Raw genomic sequence first — 19,948 nt, forward strand, 5'->3', positions numbered from 1 at the left:
CTGGGGCGGACCGCGTCCTGCGGACGATGGCATGCACAACGGCCCGGCACGGCGTCACGTGTCCGTCGGTTCGGTCATTCCGATGGGCGCTCGGCGGTCACCACCTTGATGGCGTTCAATGCCTCCTCGGCGACCGCCATCGCCGCACCGGAGGTCGCACCGCGGGCCGTCACCGAGCCGACCCTGTCCCAGGAGCTGCGGAACTCGCCCACGGTGTCGCCGGGCCCGTAGCCGACCGAGGCGTGCAGGACGCCCGGCAGCGCCCCGGCCGCCTCCACCCCCTCGACCCGGATCACCACGCCGGGGTCGGTCCGCAGGAAGCGCACCGCTGCGCCCCCCTCCGCCCGCTGCGGCAGCGGTGGGGGCTGCTCGCCCCGCATCACCGTGTAGTAGTGGGTCGCCAGGTCGACCGGGTACGCCTGCTCGATCAGCATCGGGATGCCGTCGCCGGGGAACCGCCCGGCGCACTCGACCAGGTACGGCAGGCCGTCGCTGACGATCCACTCGCAGTGCACGATGCCGCTGCCGAACCCGACCGCCCGCAGCACGGCGGCGGTGCCGTCGGTCAGCCGCCCGCCCAGCTCGTCGGAGACCTCGGCCGGGACGAGGTGCCCGAGCTCGATCGGCCGGGGGCCGGGGAACAGCACCTTGGCGGTGATGTTGGTGAACAGCGGGACGCCGTCGCGCACGAGCATCTCGACGCTGTACTCGTCGCCCCGCACGTACCGTTCGACCAGCATCCGCAGCTGGACGTCGCGGTCCGGCACGAGGTAGCCCTCGTCCTGGGCCACGCACTCCGCCCAGGCCAGGTCGGTCCCGGCCGGGTCGTGCAGGATCTTCGTGCCCACCGAGGCCTGCCGGTTGGCGGGCTTGAGCACGACGGAACCGGGGTGCTCGGCCATGAACGCCCGGACCTCCGCCGGGCCGTCCACGGCCCGGGACTCCGGGTTGCGGACGCCGGCGGCGGCGGTGACCCTGCGCAGCAGGGCCTTGTCGCGCAGGATCCGGGCGGCCCCGGCCCCCGCGCCCGGCACGCCGTACCGCTCGGCGAGGCGCGCCGCGAACGGTGTCGCGTACTCCAGCAGCGGGACCACCGAGAGCGGGTCGAGGTCCGGGTGGGTGTTGAAGAACTCGTCGGCCGAGCCGTCGAGCTGGTACTCCCAGGCGATGAGTTCGCGCAGCATCGGGGCGCCCTCCAGGGCGTCCGCGAGGTGGCGCTTGCGGATCACGTCGGGCTCGTCGACGAGGATCACCGAACCGGGCTCGAAGTGCGGCACCGAGCGCAGCACGTTCACGTACCCGACGATGATCAGTGGTCGTTGCGTCATGTCGTCACTCCGGTCGCGGGGGTGTCACGGGCGGTCGGCGGGCGCCGGACGCAGTTCGAGCGTGCAGCACTTGGCGCTGCCGCCGGCCTTCAGCAGTTCCGAGAGGTCGACGCCGACCGGTTCGAAGCCGCGCTCGCGCAGCTCGGCGGCCAGGCCGGTGGCGGCCTCCGGCAGGACGACGTGCAGGCCGTCCGAGACGGCGTTGAGGCCGAAGACCGCGGCGTCCCGGTCGTCGGCGAGGATCGCGTCGGGGAACAGGCCGAGCAGCACGGCCCGGCTCTCCGGCGTGAACGCCGCCGGGTGGTACATGATCTCGTCGTCGTCGAGCACGGCGAGGGCGGTGTCGAGGTGGTAGTAGCGGGGGTCGACCAGGTCGAGGCGGATCACCGGCCGGTCGAACAGCTCCTCGGCCTCGGCGTGCGCGCGCGGGTCGGAGCGGAAGCCGGTGCCGGCCAGGATCGCCCGGCGGGTGGTCAGGTAGTCGCCCTCGCCCTCGTTGGGCCAGGTGGCCTGGACGGCCGATTCGAAGCCGTTCGCGCGGAACCAGTCGAGGTAGTGGGCGGATTCGCCGTCCCGCTGGGGGTGGCGGAACCGGGCGACGAGCGCCTTGCCGTCGATCACGGTGGCGCCGTTGGCGGCGAAGACCATGTCGGGCAGGCCGGGGCCGGGAGCGATGACGTCGACCCGGTGGCCGAACGAGACCAGCAGGTCGTGCAGCACCTCCCACTGGGCCAGCGCGAGGGCGGTGGACGTCGGCTTGGCCGGGTCCATCCAGGGGTTGATGGAGTACCGCACGTCGTAGTGCGCGGGCGCGCACATCAGGTAGTGGCGGAGCCGGACCCGGCGCCGGGCTGCGACGGGGACGACCGGGACGAGGAGGTCGGTCATGGGGGTTTCTCCCTCTTCGGAGTGGTCGGGCGGACGGGACGGGTCAGCCGGTGATGCCGAGGCTCAGCGCGAACTCCGGCCTGCCGCCGAGGAGATGGGCACCGGCGGACTGCAGGATGCGGTCCTGGGCGACGATGTGCTGGCACATGGTGGTGGTGTCGCGCAGCCAGCGGTCCAGCGGCGACGGGCGGTAGACGGAGGCGGTCTGCATCAGGTCGTACAGGCGGGTGACGATCGAGCGGGCGGTGCGGAAGGCGTGCAGGCGCGACAGCGGGAGGGCGGCCCGCTCGTCCGGGGTCAGGTCGGCGAGGGTGCCGCCGGCGGCGAGCACCTCCCACTGGCGGTGCAGCGCCCCGTACACCGCGGCGCGGGTGGCGTTGAAGTCCGCCTCGCACGCGGCGAGGGTGGTCTGGGCGCGCCAGTCGTCGGTCCACCGGCCGCCCTCGGTGATGGCCGCGCGGACGTGGTCGAGGGCCGCGCGGGCCACGCCGAGCGGCACGCCCGGCATGTTGCGCATGTGCACCTCGGGCTGCGCGAGCGGCCCGGCCCCGCCGTGCACGGTGTCGAAGGTGAGCGCGTGCTCCTCGGGTACGAACACGTCGGTGATCCGGTAGTCGCAACTCCCGCTGCCGGCCAGGCCGGTGGTGTGCCAGGTGTCGAGGATCTCGACCTCGCCGCGGGGCACCATCAGCAGCCGGGAGTCCTGCGGGCCCTCGGCGGGCTCGGGCCGGCCGTCGGCGAAGATGAACGCGCCGGAGATGACCCAGTCGCTGTGGGTGATGCCGCTGCCGAACTGCCAGTGCCCGGTGAGCCGGTAGCCGCCGGGGACGCGGTCGGCCCGGCCGGACGGGAAGAGCAGCCCCGCCGTGATCATGTCGAGGTGGGGGAACATCTCCTTGGCGGTGGTCTCGTCCAGGAACGAGGCGTACAGCCCGGTGTCCATGCCGATCATCGCGCACCAGCCGGCCGAGGTGTCCCCGTACGCCAGGGCCTCGACCACGGCGGTCTGCTCCATCGAGGTGAGCTCGGGACCGCCCCAGCGGCGGCCGAAGCCCATCCGGAACACCCCGGTGGCGCGCAGGAGTTCGACCACGTCGGCGGGCAGCCGGCGCGCGCGTTCGATCTCCTCGGAGCGCTCGCGCAGCGCGGGGGCGAGCGCCCTGGCCCGGGCGAGGATCCCGGCTCCGTCCGGCGTACTGGTCATGTCGCTGTCCCTCTCTCGGGTTCGGGCGTGCGGGGGGTGCCGGGCTGTGGTGCCGGTGCTGTGGTGCCGGTCGTCCGGTGCCGGTGGGGCCGTTGGTGCCGGTGCCGTTGGGGCCGTTGGGCGGCGGCCCGGTCAGGGGGCCTGCGGGAAGTCGAAGAAGCGGTCCGGGTCGTAGCGGTGCTTGATCTCGCGCAGCCGCCGGAGGTTGGGGCCGTGGTAGGCCGGCCCCCAGTCCTGCAGGTCAGGGTCGGCGAAGTTGAGGTAGGCGCCGCTCCCGGCGAAGTCGCCCATGGAGTCGTAGAGTCCGGTCAGCCAGTCGAGGTTCGCGCGGACCGTCGAGGCGCTGTCGCCGACGCCCCAGGACGTGTCCATGGAGACCAGGAAGAGCACGTCCCGGTGCGGGAAGGCCGTTGCGGTGGCGGGCACGCGGTTCATCGCCCCGCCCCAGGTGAACAGCGCCACGCCGGCACCGTCCGGGTTGCTGCTGCCGGGCCACTTGTCGAGGGCGGTGAGGACCGCGCTGACCGCCTCGGCGCCGAGCGGTTCGGTGACCGTCCTGGTGCGGACCGCGAACGGGTCGCCGGAGGTGTTGTGGTGCAGGTAGTCCTTGGCCTCCCAGTACGTGCGGTCCTCGATGTCCGCCCTGTACGGGGCGGCGACGGCCAGGGCGGGGGCCAGCATCCGGCGCAGTTCGCCGGCCGGGCCGAGGTGCTGGCCGATCACCGAGACGACGGTGGGCCCGTCGGTGGTCCGGTTGACGCCGATCCGGGCGGAGAAGGCGTCCGGGGCGTCGCGCATGACCTCCTGCATCCGGGCGAGCACCGGGGCGGCGTCCTCGCCGTGCCACAGCAGCAGGCAGGTGGAGCTCGGCCGGGTCGGGCGGGTGCGGAAGGTGAAGGAGGTGTTGACGCCGAAGACACCGCCGCCGCCGCCCCGGCAGGCCCAGAACAGGTCGGCGTTGCGCTCCTCGTCGCAGGTGAGCACGGTGCCGTCGGCGAGCACGATCTCGGTCTCCACCAGGGAGTCGCAGGTCGCACCGAAGGCCCGGGAGACGGCCGCGACGCCGCCGCCGAGCGTCAGCCCGGCCACCGACACGTCGTCGGAGTTGCCCAGCGGGATCGCCAGGTCGTGTTCCTGGAGCACGGCGTACAGCGCGTTCATCCGGGTGCCGCCGCCGGCGGTGACCAGCCCGGTGGCGGGGTCGACCGTGATCGTGTCGAGCGCCCGCAGGTCCAGGACCAGGCCGGTGGTGACGGAGGTCCCGGCGTAGCCGTGCCCGCCGCCGCGGGCGACCAGCGGCACGCCGTGGGTACGGGCCCAGCCGATCGCGGCGACGACGTCGGCGGTGTCGGCGGCGGAGACGACGAGGGCGGGGGCGGTGGTGGCGAAACGCTTGTTGAAGGGGGCGCTGGCCTCGGCGAAGCCGTCCTCGCCGGGGCGGCGGACGCGGCCGCGGACACGGCTCTCCAGGTCGGCGGTCTGCCGGTCGGTCGGTGACATCTCAGCGCACTTCCTCGAGGTAGGAGACCCCGCTGGCCGTGTGGCGGCCGTAGCGCTCCCACTCCTCGCGGAGCACCAGCCGTCCGTCCGGGGCGGGTTCGGGGGTGTTGACCGTCGCGCCGGAGATCACCGCGCCGTCGGCCATGACCAGGGTGTAGGCGAGGTGGAGGCGGCCCTCGGGGTCGACGGTGCCGTTGACGGTGCCCCGGCGGACCGGTCCGCCGGTGAAGTCCGCCCAGACGAGGTCGCCCTCCTGGTGGTAGCAGGCGACGACGCCGTCGCCGCCGCCGGCCTTGCGGAAGCGCCGACCGTCGTAGTCGATGCTCATGCGTCCACGTCCAGGAGTCCGGCGGGCATCTCCAGGGCCGTGCCGGCCTGCTTGGCGGTCAGCGGCTCGGCGTCGAGGACGACGAGCGCGGCGGCGGCCTCCAGCTGCTCGGCGCACTCCTCCGGGGTGTCGGCCGCGCAGACGACGTACGAGTGGCGGGCGATGTAGCCGCCGGGCGGCAGCCGGAGTTCGGTGCCGGGCCCGGCCATGACGGCCGCGTCGACCAGCCCCGGCGCCTCGTCGGGCAGGGTGACCGAGCGGACGGTGGAGTCCTCGGCCGGGTAGCCGAAGCGGATGCCCGCGACGGTCTGCCGGAGCTGCTCGACCTCGGGCCGGCGGCCGAGGGCGAGGTCGACGAGGACCTCGCCCGGGTCGATGCCGGTGGCGGTGCGGCCGAGGAGGGGGATGAGGTCGCCGCCGAGGCGGCCGTTGATCTCGATGATGACCGGTCCGCGGTCGGTGAGCTTCACCTCGGTGTGGGTGATGCCGTTCTCGACCCCGATCACCCGGTGGGCGCGGGCGAGGGTGTCGATCAGCACGTCGTCGGCGAGCAGCGGGTCCGCGGCGTCGACGATGTGGCCGACCTCCTCGAAGTACGGGTGGTGGCCGGTCCGTTTGCGGGCGACGAACATCGGCAGGTACTCGCCCTTGAAGACGGCGGCGTCGACGCTGATCTCCGGTCCGTCGGCGAAGCCCTCCACGATGGCGCCGCCCCGGTAGGGCTCGTCGCCGACGAGGCTGGCGCCGGACGCCGTCCGGTAGGCCGCGTCGAGCGCGGCCGCGTCGGCGGCGAGGACGACGCCCATGCTGGCGCCGAGCGCCCGGGGCTTGACCACCACGGGGTAGCCGATCCGGGCGGCGGCGGCGCGGGCCTCGTCCGGGGTGGCGGTCATCGTGAACCCGGGCTGCGGGAGGCCGGCGGCGGTGAGCAGCGAGCGGGTGCGGTACTTGTCGCGGCAGCCCTGCACGCCGGCGGTGCCGAGGCCCGGCACGCCGAACTCGGCGGCGAGTTCGGCGGCGGGCATGACCAGCGGCTCGTCCCAGCAGAGCACGCCCGCGATGCTGCTGCGGGCGGCGATCTCCCGCGCGGTCGCGGCCAGCAGGCCGTGGTCGAAGACGTTGACCACGGTGATCTCGTCGACGTACTCCTGCTGCCAGGTCGGTCTGATGTTGTTGATCAGCACCAGGCGCAGTCCGGCCGCCCGGGCCCGGGCCGAGACCGATCTGACGAGGTATTCGCGGTAGACCCTCAGCCCGCTGCCGATGATCAGCAGCACGTTGTCGGTGTCGCTCATGGTGGATCTCCTCTCCGGTTCCAGGTGTTCAGTCGGGCAGTCCGTCGGCGGCCCGGACGATGCGGTCGGCGACCAGCGGGGCGGTGCGGAAGCCGTCGCCGCCGCTGGCGGACCGGGCCCACACGGCGGGGCCGATCTGCTTGAGGTGGGCCTCGCCGGTGCCGGCGTCGACCAGGTAGTGGCAGCGCCTGACGTCCATCACCCGGTAGCGCTCGGGGTCGGTCACCATGGACTCCGCCATGATCAGGTCGGCGAACGGCGCCTCCTCCTCGTCGGGCCGGTCGGTGAGGCCGTCGACCTCCCGGCAGACCGTGTGGGTGCTGACCTTCAGCAGGGCGCCCCCGCCGGGCGGGAGCAGCCAGCCGCGGCCCGCGGTGCCCATCTGGCCCGCGCTGGGGGCGTTGTTCCACCAGGAGGCCAGGTCGGGCGGCGGTTTGAGGTAGAGCATGGTCTGCCGGAGCATCACCATGGGCAGTTCGACGAGCTCCTTGGACCACGGCCCGGCGGCGACGAGCACCAGGTCGCCGCCCAGCACCTCGCCGTCGGCCAGCACCACCTTGGCGGCGTCGGCCTGGACCTCGGTCACCTCCTGCCAGGGCCGCAGGGTGACCCCGGGCTGGCGGACCAGCCACTGGGCGACCGCCCACAGCACGTGGTCGGCCAGCAGGACGCCCGCGTCGTGCTCCAGCACGCCCACCGAGTCGGCGGGGAACCGGATGTGCGGGAAGTCGGCCGGATCGACCACGGTGATCGGCAGGTTGGCGGTCGCGGCCACCCGGGTGACCGTCTCGGCGCGGGCGGCCGGCCATGCGGTGAGCGCGCCGACCCGGCGGTAGATGGTGCTGCCGAGCAGTTCCTCCAGTTCGAGCCAGCGCCAGTGGGCGCCGGCGAGCCGGCGGCTGGTGTCGAGGTCGTCCGGGTCGAGGGAGCGGATCGCCCGGTGCTGGTCGTACGAGGTGGACTCCGGGTTGGGGACGGCCCCGCGGTCCACCACCGTCACCCGGTGGCCGGCCCGGGCGCACCGGACCGCGGTGAGCAGTCCGGTGACGCCGGCGCCGACGATCAGAACGTGCCGTGGGTCGGCCTTCATGTCATCCTGCCCGGCCGATCAGTCGGGGCAGGCGACGGGGGACGATCGTGGCGGCCTCCGCCGCGGCCCGGAACGCGGTGTCCGGCAGGGCCTGTTCGGCGAGGTCGGGCAGGATCGGGGCGGCGCAGCGCAGGACGGCTTCCACCTGGTGGCAGTAGTCGCCGGCCTGGTCCGGCAGGGGCTCCCAGTCGGCGAGCCTGGCGAGCTGGTCGGCGAGCGTCTCGGTGGCCCGGACGAGGCTGAAGCCGGGCAGCTCGTACGTGGCGGCGAACCGTTCGGCGATCCGGGCGGCGGCCTTGCGGGAGCGTTCGGAGACCGGCAGTTCGCCGGCCTCCGCCCAGCGGTCGACGCGGGCGGCGATCCGGTTCCAGGGTTCGACGAGCCGGGTGCCGGTGACGCGTTCGAGTGCGCCGCGGCTGAAGTCGCTGCGCTGGAACTCGGGGCTGGTCGCGGCGAGATGGAAGCGGATGAGGTCGCGGGGCACCTCGGCGGCGAGTTCCCGGCCGCCGATCGTGTGGCCGCGGCTGGTGGAGAACTTGAGGTTGTCGAGCTCGTAGAACTCGTTGGTGACGAACCGGTCGGGCAGCCGGTAGCGGCCGTCGTACGCCAGCAGCATCGCGACCCCGGCCACCGCGAACGGGAAGGTGTTGTCGAAGCCGAGGAAGTAGACCACCTCGGAGTCGGCCGCGGGCAGCCAGAGTTCGTCGATCGAGCCGAGTACCGCCCCGCGGGCCTCGGCGGAGCGGGCGGTGACGTAGATGCTCCACGCCATCGTCTCGGCGTTGGAGTTGACGGTCTGTCCCGGCATGGCGGGGAAGGGGATCCCCCAGGCGATCGGGTAGGTGATCTGGAAGTCCGGCAGCGGCCGGGAGAGCAGGTCCTCGACGGCCTGGGCCATGTGCGGGCGCATCGCCGCCGCGTGCTGCGTGTAGTAGGCCCGCAGCCGGTCGCGGTACTCCTCCAGCGGCAGCACCAGGACGGTGGCCTCGCGCCGCTCCAGCACGTCGTCGGGGTGCAGGGTGGAGCGCGGGTCGATGAGTTCGCCGGCGGCGATGGGGTGCCCGCAGCTCTCGCACAGGCCGGCGCAGCCGTCGGCCAGGCAGTGCGGGCAGCCGCCGCGGACGTGGCCGTCGACGAGGTACTCGCCGGTGCGCGGCGAGTACGGCAGCTGCACGGTGCGCTCGGTGAGCCGGCCGGCCTCGTGCAGCCCGGTCATGAAGTCCACCACGAAGCCGGTGAACCGCGGCTCGTCGCCGGTGTACCCGTCGACCGCGATGCCGAGCGCCGCCAGCGACTTGTCGACGTCGCCCGCCGAACGCGCCGCCAGTTCCTGCGGGGTGATGCCCAGCCGGTGCGCGGTGGTGACCACGTACGTCTGGGTGTCCTGGACCCCGGTGCCGAAGAGCACCTCCCGGCCGACGGCGCGGGCGTAGCGGGTGTGCACGTCGGCAGCGAGGAACGGGCCGGCCAGGTGGCCCAGGTGGAGGTCGCCGTTGGCGGTGGGGGCGGGCGAGATCACCACGGTGCGCCTGCTCATGTCGTCTCCTCCTCGTGGCGGGCCAGGAACCGCTGCGACATGTCGGTGTCCCACCAGACGGAGTAGAACTCGAAGTCCTCGGCGGACTCGTTGACCACCTTGTGGTGGCTGCCGGGGAACAGGTGGGCGATGTCGCCGGCGGCGAACGGACGGGTCTCCCCGTCGCTGACGAGGACCGAGGTGCCCGTCATGGCGACGAAGATCTCGTACTCGTGGTGGGAGTGCGCGGTGGACTCCTCGCCGGGTGCCACCACGCACCACGCCCCCTCGAAGGGTGCGTTGAGGGCCGGCCAGGGCAGCAGCCGCTCCGAGGCGAGGCCGTACGCGCGGGTCAGCCCGGCGCGGTCGAGTCGGCGGATCTCCATCAGGCGGCCCTCGCCATGGTGACGGTCCGGCGGTCGAGCATGTCGGCGAGGATGTCGCCGGAGCGGTGCGCGAGGACGCTGAGCAGGGAGTCGGCGATGCCGTGGGTCGCCTCGTTGACGCCCTGGAGGTAGAGCGCGGCGTGCGCGGACTCGCCGAGGTCCACCCGGTAGCGGCGGTCGACGGCGATGTCGTCGAGGCCGAGGCGCCCGGCGAGGTCGCGCACCAGGGCGGGCATCGCCGGCTCGTAGCCGGTGCCGAGCAGGACGAGGTCGCAGCGGAGCGGCTCGGTCTTGCCCGTCCGGCGGTCGCGGAGCTCCAGCACGATCTCGTCGCCGTCGACGGCCGCCGCGAGGATCTCGGTCATCGGCCGGACGGAGGAGCGGTCGACGCCGTCGAGGCGCTGGCGGTAGAGCATGGAGTACAGCTCGTCGAGGAAGGGCGCGGCCAGGCCCGCGTAGTTGGTCTGCCGCATCTCCTCCAGGATCTGCGCCCGCTCCTCGGGGGCCGTGGAGTAGAACTCGTCGATGAAGGACGGGAAGAACAGCTCGTTGGTGAACTTGCTGGTCTGGTAGTTCTGCAGGCCGATGGAGCGGACCAGCAGGGTCGGCCGGCTGCGCGGCAGGTCGTGGTGGACGGCCATGAACATCTCGGCCGCGCTCTGCGCCCCGCCGATCACGACCACCCGGGTGTCCCGGTCGGTGGGCTGGCGGGCGATGCGCGAGGCGTACTGGGTGCTGTGGATCACCTTGTCGGCGGGCAGGCCCCGGAAGACCTCCGGCACCCGGGCGTCGCGTCCGGCGCCGACGACCAGGTCGCGGCAGCTGACGGTGTCACCGCCGGCCAGGGTGACCGTCCAGCCGGTGAGGGTGCCGTCGGCGGCGCGCCGGGGCTCGATCCGCTCGCTGCGGGCGTTGCACCGCACTCCCACGTGCTCCAGGGAGGCGGCCACCCAGGCGAGGTAGTCGGAGATCTCCTGCCGGTAGGGGTTGAAGGTGCCCTGGTTGACGAATTCGTCGAGCCGGCCCTTGCTGCCGAGATAGCTCAGGAAGGAGAAACGGCTCTGCGGGTTCCGCAGCGTCACCAGGTCCTTGAGGAAGGAGACCTGGCTGCGTGCCCAGGGCAGCAGCAGGTTGCGCTGCCATCTGATGTCCTCGTGCTGCTCCAGCACCAGCGTGTTCCTGGCCAGCCCGTGGGGGCCCGACTCCTCGATCGCCACCGCCAGCGCCAGATTCGACGGGCCGGCCCCGATCGCCAGGACCTCGACCTCGTGGTCGGTCATATCCACCCCGATTCTCGCGAACTGCTCCGGTATTTCCTATGACGAGAAGTCAATCCGACGGGATTGTTGATCGACAGGACCGGTCAACGGAGACAATCAAATGACCGGCACCATCTGGTCGGCGTAGCGCGTCCGGTGGTCCGCGGTGTGCCGCCGCCCGGCCCAGGACGGCCCGCCCGGCGCGGCCGGCAGCCGGTACGGCGCCGGGTCCGCCACCAGCGCCCGGACCAGCGGATCCATCCGGTACACCCCGGAGCCACGGCCCCGGCGCAGCATCCCGGCGTCGGCGAGCTCCTCCAGCAGCTCGTCCTCGACCAGCACCGCCGAACCGCCCGCCTGCGGCCCCGGACGCTCGGGGGCGGGCCCGGCCAGCCGGTCGAGCAGGTCCCTCGCCCGGTCGTCCAGCCCGAAGTACGCCGAGAGCAGCGAGTCACGCACCGACAGGTCGCCGATCCGCAGCCAGTCCAGCGCCGCGCCCGGCTCGCGCAGCCACCCGGTGACCAGGCGCAGCGGCAGACCGGGCCGGGCGGCGAGCCGGCGCGTCGCGATGTCCAGGGCCAGCGGGAGATCGCCGCAGAGGGCCGCGAGCCGGTCGCACTCCCCGGGCTCGGCCTCCGCCCGGTCCGGCACCCCCGCGGTGATCATGGCGATCGAGTCGGCCCTGGGCAGCACGTCCAGCCGCAGCCGCCGGACCCCGCGCAGCCCCAGCAGCGCGGCCCGGCCCACCACGACGGTGACACTGCTCCGCGCGTCGGCCAGCAGCGGCCGCACCTGCTGCTCGCAGCTCACGTTCTCCAGCAGCACCACCAGCCGGCGCTCGGCGAGCAGCGAACGGTACAGCCCCGCCCGCTGGTCCGCGCCGAACGGCAGCTGCCCGTCGGGCACGCCGAGCGCCCGCAGGAAGCCGTCGATCACCGTCCGGGCGGCCGAGCCGTCCGGGCCGAGCAGCCCGAAGTCCGCGTACAGCTGGCCGTCGGCCGCCGCCACGTCGTGCGCGTGGTGCAGGGCGAGTTCGCTCTTGCCGACCCCGGCCGGCCCGCTGATCACCACCGGGGCGGTGGACGCGGCGCCCAGCCGGCGCAGCTCCCCGGTGCGGCTCACGAACCCGAACGGCCGGATCGGCAGCTGCGCGGGCCGCGGCAGCGACGGCCGGACCACCGCCAGCGGCTTCGCCGTGCCGTGCTGTTCGCCGGCCACCTGCTGCCACCGCCGCTGCCAGCCCTCGCGGTCGCCGCCGCAGGCGGCCACGTAGGCGAGGGCGACCTGCAGGGTCGGCAGCCGGTGGCCGCTCGCCGCGCTCGACAGCACCGAGGCGGAGTACATCGCGGCCCTGGCCATGTCACGGTAGGTGGGGTTGCCCGCCCGCACCCTGAGCAGGCGGAGCTCGCTCGCGAATTCGGCGACCGCCCCGCCGGAGGCGTCGACAGGTCTCTCCGGTCTTCCCATGATGGGCCCCTCGAATCGATCGTCCGGGAACTGGGATGAAAGGCATCGGCACCACCGCGGGACTGCCGGCGGAGGGCGGGTGCGGCCGGGTCACGCACCCGGCAGGTGGTCGTCCTGAGGATCGAAGGGCGTGCACGCCGCGACCGTCCAGCCGGCCAGCAACGGCGCCGTGCGGCTCACGCGTTCACAGAGGCCGCGGGTCGCACGCAGCGCCTGCCGGCCGTCGGTCGAGGCGACGAACAGGACCAGCCCGATCCCCCGCGGGCCGACCCGGGCCCGCAGGTGCTCCAGCCGGTCCTCGCTGCGGGCCAGCGGCCAGAAGACCTCCTGGACGAGCGTGGCGGTGGGCCACGGCGCCGTGACCCCGGCCGTCGGCAGCAACTCGGCCTCGATGATGTACAACGCTCCTCCTCCCCGGGCACCTCGATCGGCCGGCGGTCGCCGGGGCCGGTCAGCCCCAGGAGAAGCCGTCGTTCGAGGACGGCGACGCCGAGACGGCCGGGGCGGCGGTCGCCGGGGCCTGCACGGGCACCGCGTCGCCGGCGTGCAGGCTGTGCGCCGGGCCGCCCGTGCCGGCGAGCGCCGCACCGAAGGTCAGGACGGCGGCGGCGAGACCGACGGCCGGGGCGATGCGAAAGGCACGGCTCATGACAGACTCCTTCTGCGGAACGGAAAACAGGGAATTCGGACGGGGTTTCTGCGGGGAATTCCCGGGACTTTCCCGGGACTTTCTCCGCCGGGTTCCTCGTACATCCCCATGATCTGTCCGCCCGACATCGGTGTCACCACGTCACGGGTGGCGCGAACCGTCCTGGCGCGATGGTGCACCGCCGCCGGACCCGCGGCACGCCCACGGCCTGCACGGACGCCGGGCTGGCACGGAGTGTCCAGGCACCCTCAGGCCAGCTCCGGCCGCGGCGCGGCCGCACCATGCACATCCGCGACCCGGTTATGGAAGGCCCGCGCCCGGACGCCCCGGGCCGCTTGTGGCGCCGTCGCACCGTCCGGCAAGATTTTCGGAGCGTGAGGCATCGCCCGCTCATCCCGTCGCAGACCCTGGAGGGACTCGGTGCTCGAAGCTCTGGGCCTGCAGCCCTCGACCGAGACCGTCTACCGTCTCGTGCTCGACGAACCCACCTGGGGCGTCGGACAACTGGCCGCCCACCTGTCCTGGACCGAGGAGGCCGTCCGCGAGGCCCTGGACGAGCTGGCCGACCTGCGCCTGCTCCGGCCCGGCCGGGAGAACCCGCCCCAGCTCCGGCCGGTCAGACCCGAGTTGGCACTCTCGGCCCTGCTCTCGCGCAGCGAGACCGAACTCCTCAGGCAGCAGCGGCAGATCGAGGCCACCCGCGCCGCCGTCGCCGAGTTCGCCGCCCGCTACGCCCCGCGCCGCGAGTACGTCGCCGACCTCGTCGAACGGCACGAGGGCCTGGAGGCCGTCCGCCGCCGCCTGGAGGAACTCGCCCAGTCGGCCTGCCGGGAATGCCTCTCCTTCCTGCCCGGCGGCGCCCAGAGCCCCGACACCATGGACGCCAGCAAACCGCTCGACCAGCAGGCCCTCGAACGCGGCGTCGTCCTGCGCAGCATCTACCAGGACAGCTTCCGCAACGACCCGTCCACCATGCAGTACGTGCAGTGGCTCGCCGGCCTCGGCGGCGAGACCCGCACCGTGCCCTCCCTGCCCATGCTGATGGTCGTCGTCGACCGGGAGGCCGCACTGATCCCCCTCGACCCCGCCGACGGCCGGGCGGGCGCGCTGGAGATGCGCAGCCCGGGCGCCGTCGCCGCGATGACCGCACTCTTCGAGCAGTTCTGGTCGATCGGCGTGCCCTGGGGCCGCACCATGCCCCGCAACGACCGCGGACTCTCCCCGCAGGAACAGGAACTGCTGCGCCTGCTGGCCGCCGGCAACACCGACGAGATCGCCAGCCGGCGGCTCGGGGTGTCGCTGCGCACCGTCCGCCGGATGGCCTCCGACCTGATGGCCCGGCTCGGCGCCCGCAGCCGCTTCGAGGCCGGCGTCCGCGCGGCCCGGCAGGGCTGGCTCTGAGCCCGGCCCCGGCTCCGGCTCCGGCTCCGGCCCCGGCTCCGGCTCCGGCCCCGGCTCCGGCTCCGGCCCTGGCTCCGGCACCTACGCACGCGGGCCGGTGCCGGTGCTCCCGGCCGCCCGGCGCCAGGACGGGACGGCCGGCGGGCAGAGCGTGACCAGGAGGTACGCCCCGCCGAGGACGACGAGGGCCGTCGTCAGCCCGGCCCGGTCCACCAGGTAGCCGCAGGCGAGGCCGCCGAGCGGCGCCGCCGTCAGCACGCCGGCTGCCAGGACACCCGTCACCCGGCTGCGCAGGGCGTCGGGCACGAGCTCGTACAGCACGGTCGAGACGATCGGGTTGAGGATCCCGGCGGCGACGCCCGCGACCGCCAGCGTCACGCCCAGGGGCAGCAGGCCGGGCGCGAACGCCGCGACCAGCATCCGTGGACATCCGCCGACGATCAGACAGCAGATGCAGAGCGGTCGTCGGGGAAGCCGCTCGCCCAGCGCCGCGTGCAGCAGCGCGCCGGTGAGCGCACCGGCCGCGAAGAGGCCGGCGAGCAGGCCCAGGTCGATCGGTCCTCCGAGATCGCGCTCGGCGTGCACGGGCAGCAGGACGGCGCTCCAGGCCTGGTCCAGGCCGTTGGTGACCATCAGCAGCACGGTGACGCCGAGCAGAAGCCGCTGACGGAGCAGGAAGACCAGGCCTTCGCGCAGTTCGTCGCGGTACGTCCGCAGGCTGGTCGGGAGCGCGTTCCGCCGGGGCGCGGCAGCGGGGACGCGCCGGACGCCGAGGGCGATCAGCAGCGCCGAGACGCCGAAGGTCGCCGTGTCCAGGAGCAGGACCGGCCCCGCCCCGAACAGCGAGATCAGCACGCCTGCGGCCGAGGCGCCGAGCAGCCTGGCGCCCCGGGAGGCGCCGGTGCACAGGCTCATGGCCCGGGAGAGCGGGACGCCGCCGTGGTCGGCGAGATCGGGGGCGAGGGCCTGACGCGCGGTCTCCCCTGGCGCCTGGCAGAACCCGTTGACCGCCATGATCAGACACAGCTGCCAGAACCGGAGGGCCCCGGCCCGGTGGAGCAGCGGGATCAGCCCGACGGCCGTCCCGCACAGCACGTCCGACAGCACCGATGCGCGCAGGCGTCCGATCCTGTCGATCGCCGGGCCGCAGGTGATCGCCGACACCGCCAGCGGCAGCATCCCGCAGAAGGCCACCACACCGGCCCGGGAGGCGCTGCCGGTGGTCTGCAGGACGAACCACGGCACGCCGATGCCGGCGAGGGCGTTACCGGTGATCGAGACCAGGTTCGCGGCCAGCAGGGCGCCCAGGGGCCGGCGGTCCGGGGTGGCGCGGGCCTTGCCGGAGAGGTCGGGGGCGGCGACGGTCACGGGCGTGCCTCCGGGCGGTTGTCGGGACGTCAGTTCTTCGGCAGGGGAAAGGCGTGCAGGTGGATGCGGACCGGGACGGCCTGTGCCTCGTCGGCGTCGGCGTCGGCGTCGTTGTCGGAGGCGGTCCGGTCGCGGAAGCTCTGCACGAGTTCGTGTGCCCGGCCGGCCAGCTCCCGTGCGAGTTCGGGCGTCAGCCGGACGGTGAAGTCGCTCATGTCCCAGCTGCGGCGCCACTCCTCGGGCCAGTCGCCGGTGCCGGCGAGCCAGCCGCTCAGCTCCCGCGCGTGGACGGCGGCCACCTCGTTCAGGAACACCCCCATGGCGCCGCGCACTTCGGGGTCGGGATGCTCCGTGAATTCCTCAAGGCTGTCGAACCGGTGGCCGCGGTGCTCGGCCCGCCACCACCGTTCACGGCGGGTGCCGCGGTCCGGATCCTCTGCGATGAAGCCGTGCACGCCGAGTTGTCGCAGGTGGTAGCTGACCGACGCGGACGACTCGCCGAGCCGGGCCGCCAGCTTCGTCGCCGTGGCCGGGCCGTGCTCCCGCAGCGCGGCGAGCAGACGCATCCGCAGGGGGTGGGCGAGACCGCGCAGCGAGCGCGCGTCCAGACTGCGTACCGCGGGCCGGGGTTCCGTCACGGCCGGCAGGCTAGCGGGTGCCACCGTTTCGTTGCAAAGAAGTCTTTGCACTCATGGAGGCCGCGTGGACCGCGCCACGCGGACGGCCCGGCCCGTCGCCCTCACGCACGAGCCCGGGGGAGCGACGGGCGGGTGCGGGCGGTGATCGGCGATGTACTGCGCGAGTTCCGCCCCACGCCCGCTCGTGGCCGTCCCGGGCGTGCACGACCGGCGGGGCCGGCGTGCCGACCCTCCGCGGATCACCGGCCCGGACCGCCGCCGATCAGATCAGCGTGCGCCAGCGGAACCAGGAGTGACACGCCGCCGACCTGATCGGCAGCGTCACAACCAGGAGCTGTGACGACCTGCGGAAACTCGTCGTCGACCGTCAAGGTCGAGTGCCGCCGAGCACCCTTGCGCGGCCCACAGGCGGCTCAGAGCGGGCGGCTTTACAGACCGCTTCACAATCCGAGCGAACACGTCGGCTGAGCTGCGACGCTGTGAACCTACGGGGTTGCACTCCCGCCCTCGGTCCGTGACTGGTCCGGATCTTGGCCAGCGAGACTGGCCCCCACTTGCAGCCTCGGCGCGCGGCGCAGCTCTCGCGCCTCTTCTTCCGTGCGGACAAAGCTCTGCACGGCATCATGGAGCGCACGCCCTGCCTCTTGAAGCGATCGCTGTCGCCTCGTCGCCCCCTCCCGGACCTCAGCGCTCCAACCCACAACGGGGCCGTTGGACCTGACAAAGCCGGCCATCGCAGCCTGAGCCTGGTAGGCCGATCGCTTAAGAGCCACGAGTTCGTCCGGCGCCTGCATGCCGGCATCGTGGCCGCACGGCATTCGGTTCCGCGCGCACTGGCCCCCTCGATGCGAGCTGCCAGCGAGGCGGTCGCTGGAGTCCGCATGCGCTAGTTAACGCGGTCAGGACATCTCTCCACGCGAACGTGACAGGCGTTCAGTCTCGTTCTGAACTAATCGCCAACCTGGCCCACCGGGGCGCTCAACCGCTATCGCCGGTAGCGGTTTTCCGTGTCACAACCTGACCTGTTACGAATACGCCGGCCACTCCAACTACATCGATCCCTGCAATTGCTGCCGCCCATGATGCTTGCCCGAGACTTGCCACATAGCCAGCCAAAACCATTACTAACAGGACTGCAAGAAAACCGAGATGCTGTCCTCTTCGAGCAGTGTCATCCGCCCGGCGTACAATTTCTATTCCGTCATTCTGCTCCTTCTCGGCCAAATTCATGAGCCGCGTCCGCAAATCGCCCTCTGCGGCTAGCGCAGCGTCTGCAAACTGCATGGCCGGAAGCTTTCGCGCCGGACTTGCGGGGCGCCTCCTTGGCGCGGCGGCTCCTACAGTCTTTCCGCTCGGGGAGGTCATTGCTCTCCCTCCGTGTCATCCCAGGTGTCATATCCTCGATCTGTATATAAATCTTCCGTATCGACCCCGCGTGCGCGATTGTACGCGTATGCCAAGCCCTGAGCCGTGGCACTGGCATGCAGATCCAGCAGTCCCCCAATTGCCAGAACGCCAGCCATCTTCCGCCAGTACCGCTGCCTGCGCTCACCGATTTGACTGGCCGAGGAGTCGGCATATGAATCGACCGACTCTTCGCCTTGAATTTCCCCGTCGCCCGCGCCGGGGAATTCTTCCGACTTGACTTTCCTTGATGGTTCCTGAGCGTGGAAGTCGGCCTGAAAACTTGCATCTACCGCAAGCCGTGAAACCACTTCAGTCAAAGCGTGGACGGTTGCGGAAAGCTGAGGCAATGTTTGACCAGGGGGCTCCCCTTCTCCAGTCAAAAGCCGACTCACGGCCTCCTCTGCATGATCTCTCATCAGTGAGTTTTCTGCCCGCGCTCGCGCCAATTGCAATTCAAGATCTTCAAGGCGCCGCTTAAGCCGTCCGGATTCAGCGGCAAGCGTGGCGTCGTAGCCGATCGAATATCCCGTAATCTCTCTCGGCATGGGTGGCATCTCCCATCTTCGGGGTCACGTTTATCTTGGCGTGGGAGTCTCTTGCGCCAGCAGGTTCGTATGCCAACTTCAAGCTTAGGATGCTTCGCCAGAGCCGTACAGTCAGCAGAAGAAACACTCAGAGTGATATGCCCGAAGGCCTGTGCCTGTCGCCTGACTGGAACATGGTGGAGACAGTGAACACGTCTGCCAGGACGGAGAAGGTGCGCATCGTCGCTGAGTTGTGGCCCGCCCCCAGCCACGCTCAGGTTTGGACAGGTCCTCCTCCTGCCTATCCGACGCCCGACGCGGCCGGCTGCCGCCGAAGCGAGGCGAAGGCAGGAGCGGCGGCGATCCTTTGATGAAGTAACGAAACTTGTAACAGCCCCGCTTGCCAAGGTCAGAGGTCGCCTGAGCACTCACAGCGGGTTCGCGCACCCCCGACGCTGGCCCTATTGGGGCTGTAAGTTGCAGCCTCGGCTGGAGCAGTCTGTGCGTTTCGGCGAGGACACCGGGACAGGACAGGACACCCGACCTGCCCGGGCCCTGTCCGGTTGACCTTCGAAGGTCAGGGCCCACGCCAGGACAGCCGGACAGCCCGGCCAGCAACCCCCTGCCATTGGCTGTCCGGGTTACTGGCCGGCCCCGCTCAGGGCGTTCAAGTGCTCCAGGGTGCACCCGCGTTCCGGGCTCGCTGCCGTACTGCTTGCTGACGAGGCCCGCCAGTTCACGGCTCACGGCCAGTAGCGACGGGAGTGGCTGCCGCTCGCCCCGCAGGGCCCATTCGCCGTAGTCCAGGGCGCTGTCCAGGTCGCCGTCCCGGGTAGCAACGACGCCCAGTGTCAGCCGTGCTTCCGCGATGCGCATGGGAGAGCGTTCCGTGCCGTCGTAGTCGGTGCTGGCCCGGATGACTTCCTCCGCGAGGGTGGTGGCGAGTCTGTTCTCACCGAGCATCCGGTAGCAGTCCATGGCGTAGAAGTCGTACTTCGGCGGGTCCACCACGAAGTGGTTGTCCAGGTTCTCGGGGTACGGCATGCCTTCGAGCAGGCGGCGCCCACGGTCGAGCGCGACCTCGGCCTGCCGGCGGTCGCCGAGGCGGGCCCACGCCTTGGCCTCCTGAGCGGCGAGCTGCACCGCGACGCCCTGGTGCGCCGCAACCTCGGCACCCGCCCTGGACGCGGCAATGACACCCCGGTAGTCGCCGGTCGTCAGCGCGAACCAGGCCCGCATCTCGTTCGCCCAGCCCTGGATACCGGCGTGCCCGGCTTCGGCCCCGAGCGAAAGCGCTGCCCGACGGGTGGACTCGGCCGCCCGCTTGTCACCCATGTCGTACTCGACACAGCCCACCAGCAGAGCCAGCCAACCGGACATGGCCAGCACCTCCCGGTGCTGCGCAAGCGTCAGCCGCTGCGCCTGGAGCCCGACCACCCGCTTGAGCCACTGCCGCCCTTCTACGGCGAGCTGCGCGCTCGGGAGCAGGGCGTACTCCGAGCAGAGCCGGTCGGTGGTGATGCGGAGCGCGTCCATCGTCGCGTTGTCCACGTCGGAGGCTTGCAGGCGGCTGATGATGTCGAGCGTCTCCATCCCGCTCGCCGCGGCGATCACCCTCCGGACCTGCGCACACCTCATGCCGAGCAGTCCGGGCAGGACCCGTCGGGCCGTGGACGCCCTCCACAGGAGCCCGGGCGATC

Annotated in this window: 19 protein-coding genes; 1 reads left to right on the top strand and 18 read right to left on the bottom strand. The window is 72.3% G+C overall.

Annotated elements, in window-relative coordinates:
* Positions 1-74: 74 nt before the first annotated feature.
* The 13 genes from SNE206_RS02065 to SNE206_RS02125 all read right to left on the bottom strand — a co-directional run bounded on the left by SNE206_RS02065 (position 75) and on the right by SNE206_RS02125 (position 12,910).
* Positions 75-1,328: an ATP-grasp domain-containing protein gene (locus SNE206_RS02065; protein WP_407911560.1), complete on the bottom strand. Its 1,254-nt coding sequence runs from the start codon at positions 1,326-1,328 to the stop codon at positions 75-77.
* 24 nt (positions 1,329-1,352) lie between these two features.
* A complete protein-coding gene (gene ddaH, locus SNE206_RS02070; RefSeq protein ID WP_407911561.1) occupies positions 1,353-2,216 on the bottom strand; it encodes a dimethylargininase in 864 nt (287 codons plus the stop codon).
* 43 nt (positions 2,217-2,259) lie between these two features.
* Complete coding sequence (locus SNE206_RS02075; protein ID WP_407911562.1) at positions 2,260-3,420, bottom strand: acyl-CoA dehydrogenase family protein; 1,161 nt, start codon at positions 3,418-3,420, stop codon at positions 2,260-2,262.
* A 132-nt stretch (positions 3,421-3,552) separates the two neighbouring features.
* Positions 3,553-4,920 (bottom strand): FAD-binding oxidoreductase, encoded by a 1,368-nt coding sequence (locus SNE206_RS02080; protein ID WP_407911563.1) that lies wholly within the window; start codon positions 4,918-4,920, stop codon positions 3,553-3,555.
* Position 4,921: 1 nt separating this feature from the next.
* Positions 4,922-5,248 carry a hypothetical protein gene (locus tag SNE206_RS02085; protein ID WP_407911564.1) on the bottom strand — a complete coding sequence of 109 codons (327 nt, stop codon included), beginning with the start codon at positions 5,246-5,248 and terminating at the stop codon, positions 4,922-4,924.
* The gene (locus tag SNE206_RS02090) at positions 5,245-6,543 is read right to left on the bottom strand and encodes an ATP-grasp domain-containing protein (protein ID WP_407911565.1); all 1,299 of its coding nucleotides are present in this window, start codon (positions 6,541-6,543) and stop codon (positions 5,245-5,247) included. Before SNE206_RS02090 ends, SNE206_RS02085 begins: the two co-directional genes overlap by 4 nt.
* A gap of 28 nt (positions 6,544-6,571) precedes the next feature.
* Positions 6,572-7,633: an NAD(P)/FAD-dependent oxidoreductase gene (locus SNE206_RS02095; protein WP_407911566.1), complete on the bottom strand. Its 1,062-nt coding sequence runs from the start codon at positions 7,631-7,633 to the stop codon at positions 6,572-6,574.
* 1 nt (position 7,634) lies between these two features.
* Positions 7,635-9,170, bottom strand: coding sequence for a class I tRNA ligase family protein (locus SNE206_RS02100; protein WP_407911567.1), 1,536 nt, complete (start codon positions 9,168-9,170; stop codon positions 7,635-7,637).
* Positions 9,167-9,535 carry a cupin domain-containing protein gene (locus SNE206_RS02105; protein WP_407911568.1) on the bottom strand — a complete coding sequence of 123 codons (369 nt, stop codon included), beginning with the start codon at positions 9,533-9,535 and terminating at the stop codon, positions 9,167-9,169. The genes SNE206_RS02100 and SNE206_RS02105 overlap by 4 nt, the downstream gene beginning before the upstream one ends.
* On the bottom strand, positions 9,535-10,815 hold the full coding sequence (locus tag SNE206_RS02110; protein WP_407911569.1) for a lysine N(6)-hydroxylase/L-ornithine N(5)-oxygenase family protein: 1,281 nt from the start codon (positions 10,813-10,815) through the stop codon (positions 9,535-9,537). The genes SNE206_RS02105 and SNE206_RS02110 overlap by 1 nt, the downstream gene beginning before the upstream one ends.
* Positions 10,816-10,911: 96 nt before the next feature.
* On the bottom strand, positions 10,912-12,261 hold the full coding sequence (locus tag SNE206_RS02115) for an XRE family transcriptional regulator (RefSeq protein ID WP_407911570.1): 1,350 nt from the start codon (positions 12,259-12,261) through the stop codon (positions 10,912-10,914).
* A 90-nt stretch (positions 12,262-12,351) separates the two neighbouring features.
* Positions 12,352-12,663, bottom strand: a complete 312-nt coding sequence (locus tag SNE206_RS02120) for a hypothetical protein (protein WP_407911571.1) — start codon at positions 12,661-12,663, stop codon at positions 12,352-12,354.
* A gap of 49 nt (positions 12,664-12,712) precedes the next feature.
* Positions 12,713-12,910, bottom strand: coding sequence for a hypothetical protein (locus tag SNE206_RS02125; protein WP_407911572.1), 198 nt, complete (start codon positions 12,908-12,910; stop codon positions 12,713-12,715).
* Positions 12,911-13,330: 420 nt separating this feature from the next.
* Here SNE206_RS02125 and SNE206_RS02130 point away from each other — a divergent pair, with 420 nt between their 5' ends.
* Entirely contained in the window at positions 13,331-14,311 is a 981-nt protein-coding gene (locus tag SNE206_RS02130; RefSeq protein ID WP_407911573.1) for a LuxR C-terminal-related transcriptional regulator, read from the top strand.
* Between the two features lie 81 nt (positions 14,312-14,392).
* Here the strand turns inward: SNE206_RS02130 and SNE206_RS02135 are convergent, their stop codons facing one another.
* The 5 genes from SNE206_RS02135 to SNE206_RS02155 form a co-directional block, all read right to left on the bottom strand.
* Complete coding sequence (locus SNE206_RS02135) at positions 14,393-15,679, bottom strand: MFS transporter (RefSeq protein ID WP_407911574.1); 1,287 nt, start codon at positions 15,677-15,679, stop codon at positions 14,393-14,395.
* 29 nt (positions 15,680-15,708) lie between these two features.
* On the bottom strand, positions 15,709-16,317 hold the full coding sequence (locus SNE206_RS02140; RefSeq protein WP_407911575.1) for a helix-turn-helix domain-containing protein: 609 nt from the start codon (positions 16,315-16,317) through the stop codon (positions 15,709-15,711).
* Between the two features lie 978 nt (positions 16,318-17,295).
* Complete coding sequence (locus tag SNE206_RS02145; protein WP_407911576.1) at positions 17,296-17,601, bottom strand: hypothetical protein; 306 nt, start codon at positions 17,599-17,601, stop codon at positions 17,296-17,298.
* A gap of 77 nt (positions 17,602-17,678) precedes the next feature.
* Positions 17,679-18,269 (bottom strand): hypothetical protein, encoded by a 591-nt coding sequence (locus tag SNE206_RS02150; protein ID WP_407911577.1) that lies wholly within the window; start codon positions 18,267-18,269, stop codon positions 17,679-17,681.
* A gap of 111 nt (positions 18,270-18,380) precedes the next feature.
* Positions 18,381-19,841, bottom strand: a complete 1,461-nt coding sequence (locus tag SNE206_RS02155; protein WP_407911578.1) for a tetratricopeptide repeat protein — start codon at positions 19,839-19,841, stop codon at positions 18,381-18,383.
* Positions 19,842-19,948 lie beyond the last annotated feature (107 nt).

This window comes from Kitasatospora sp. NE20-6 (assembly GCF_045862635.1).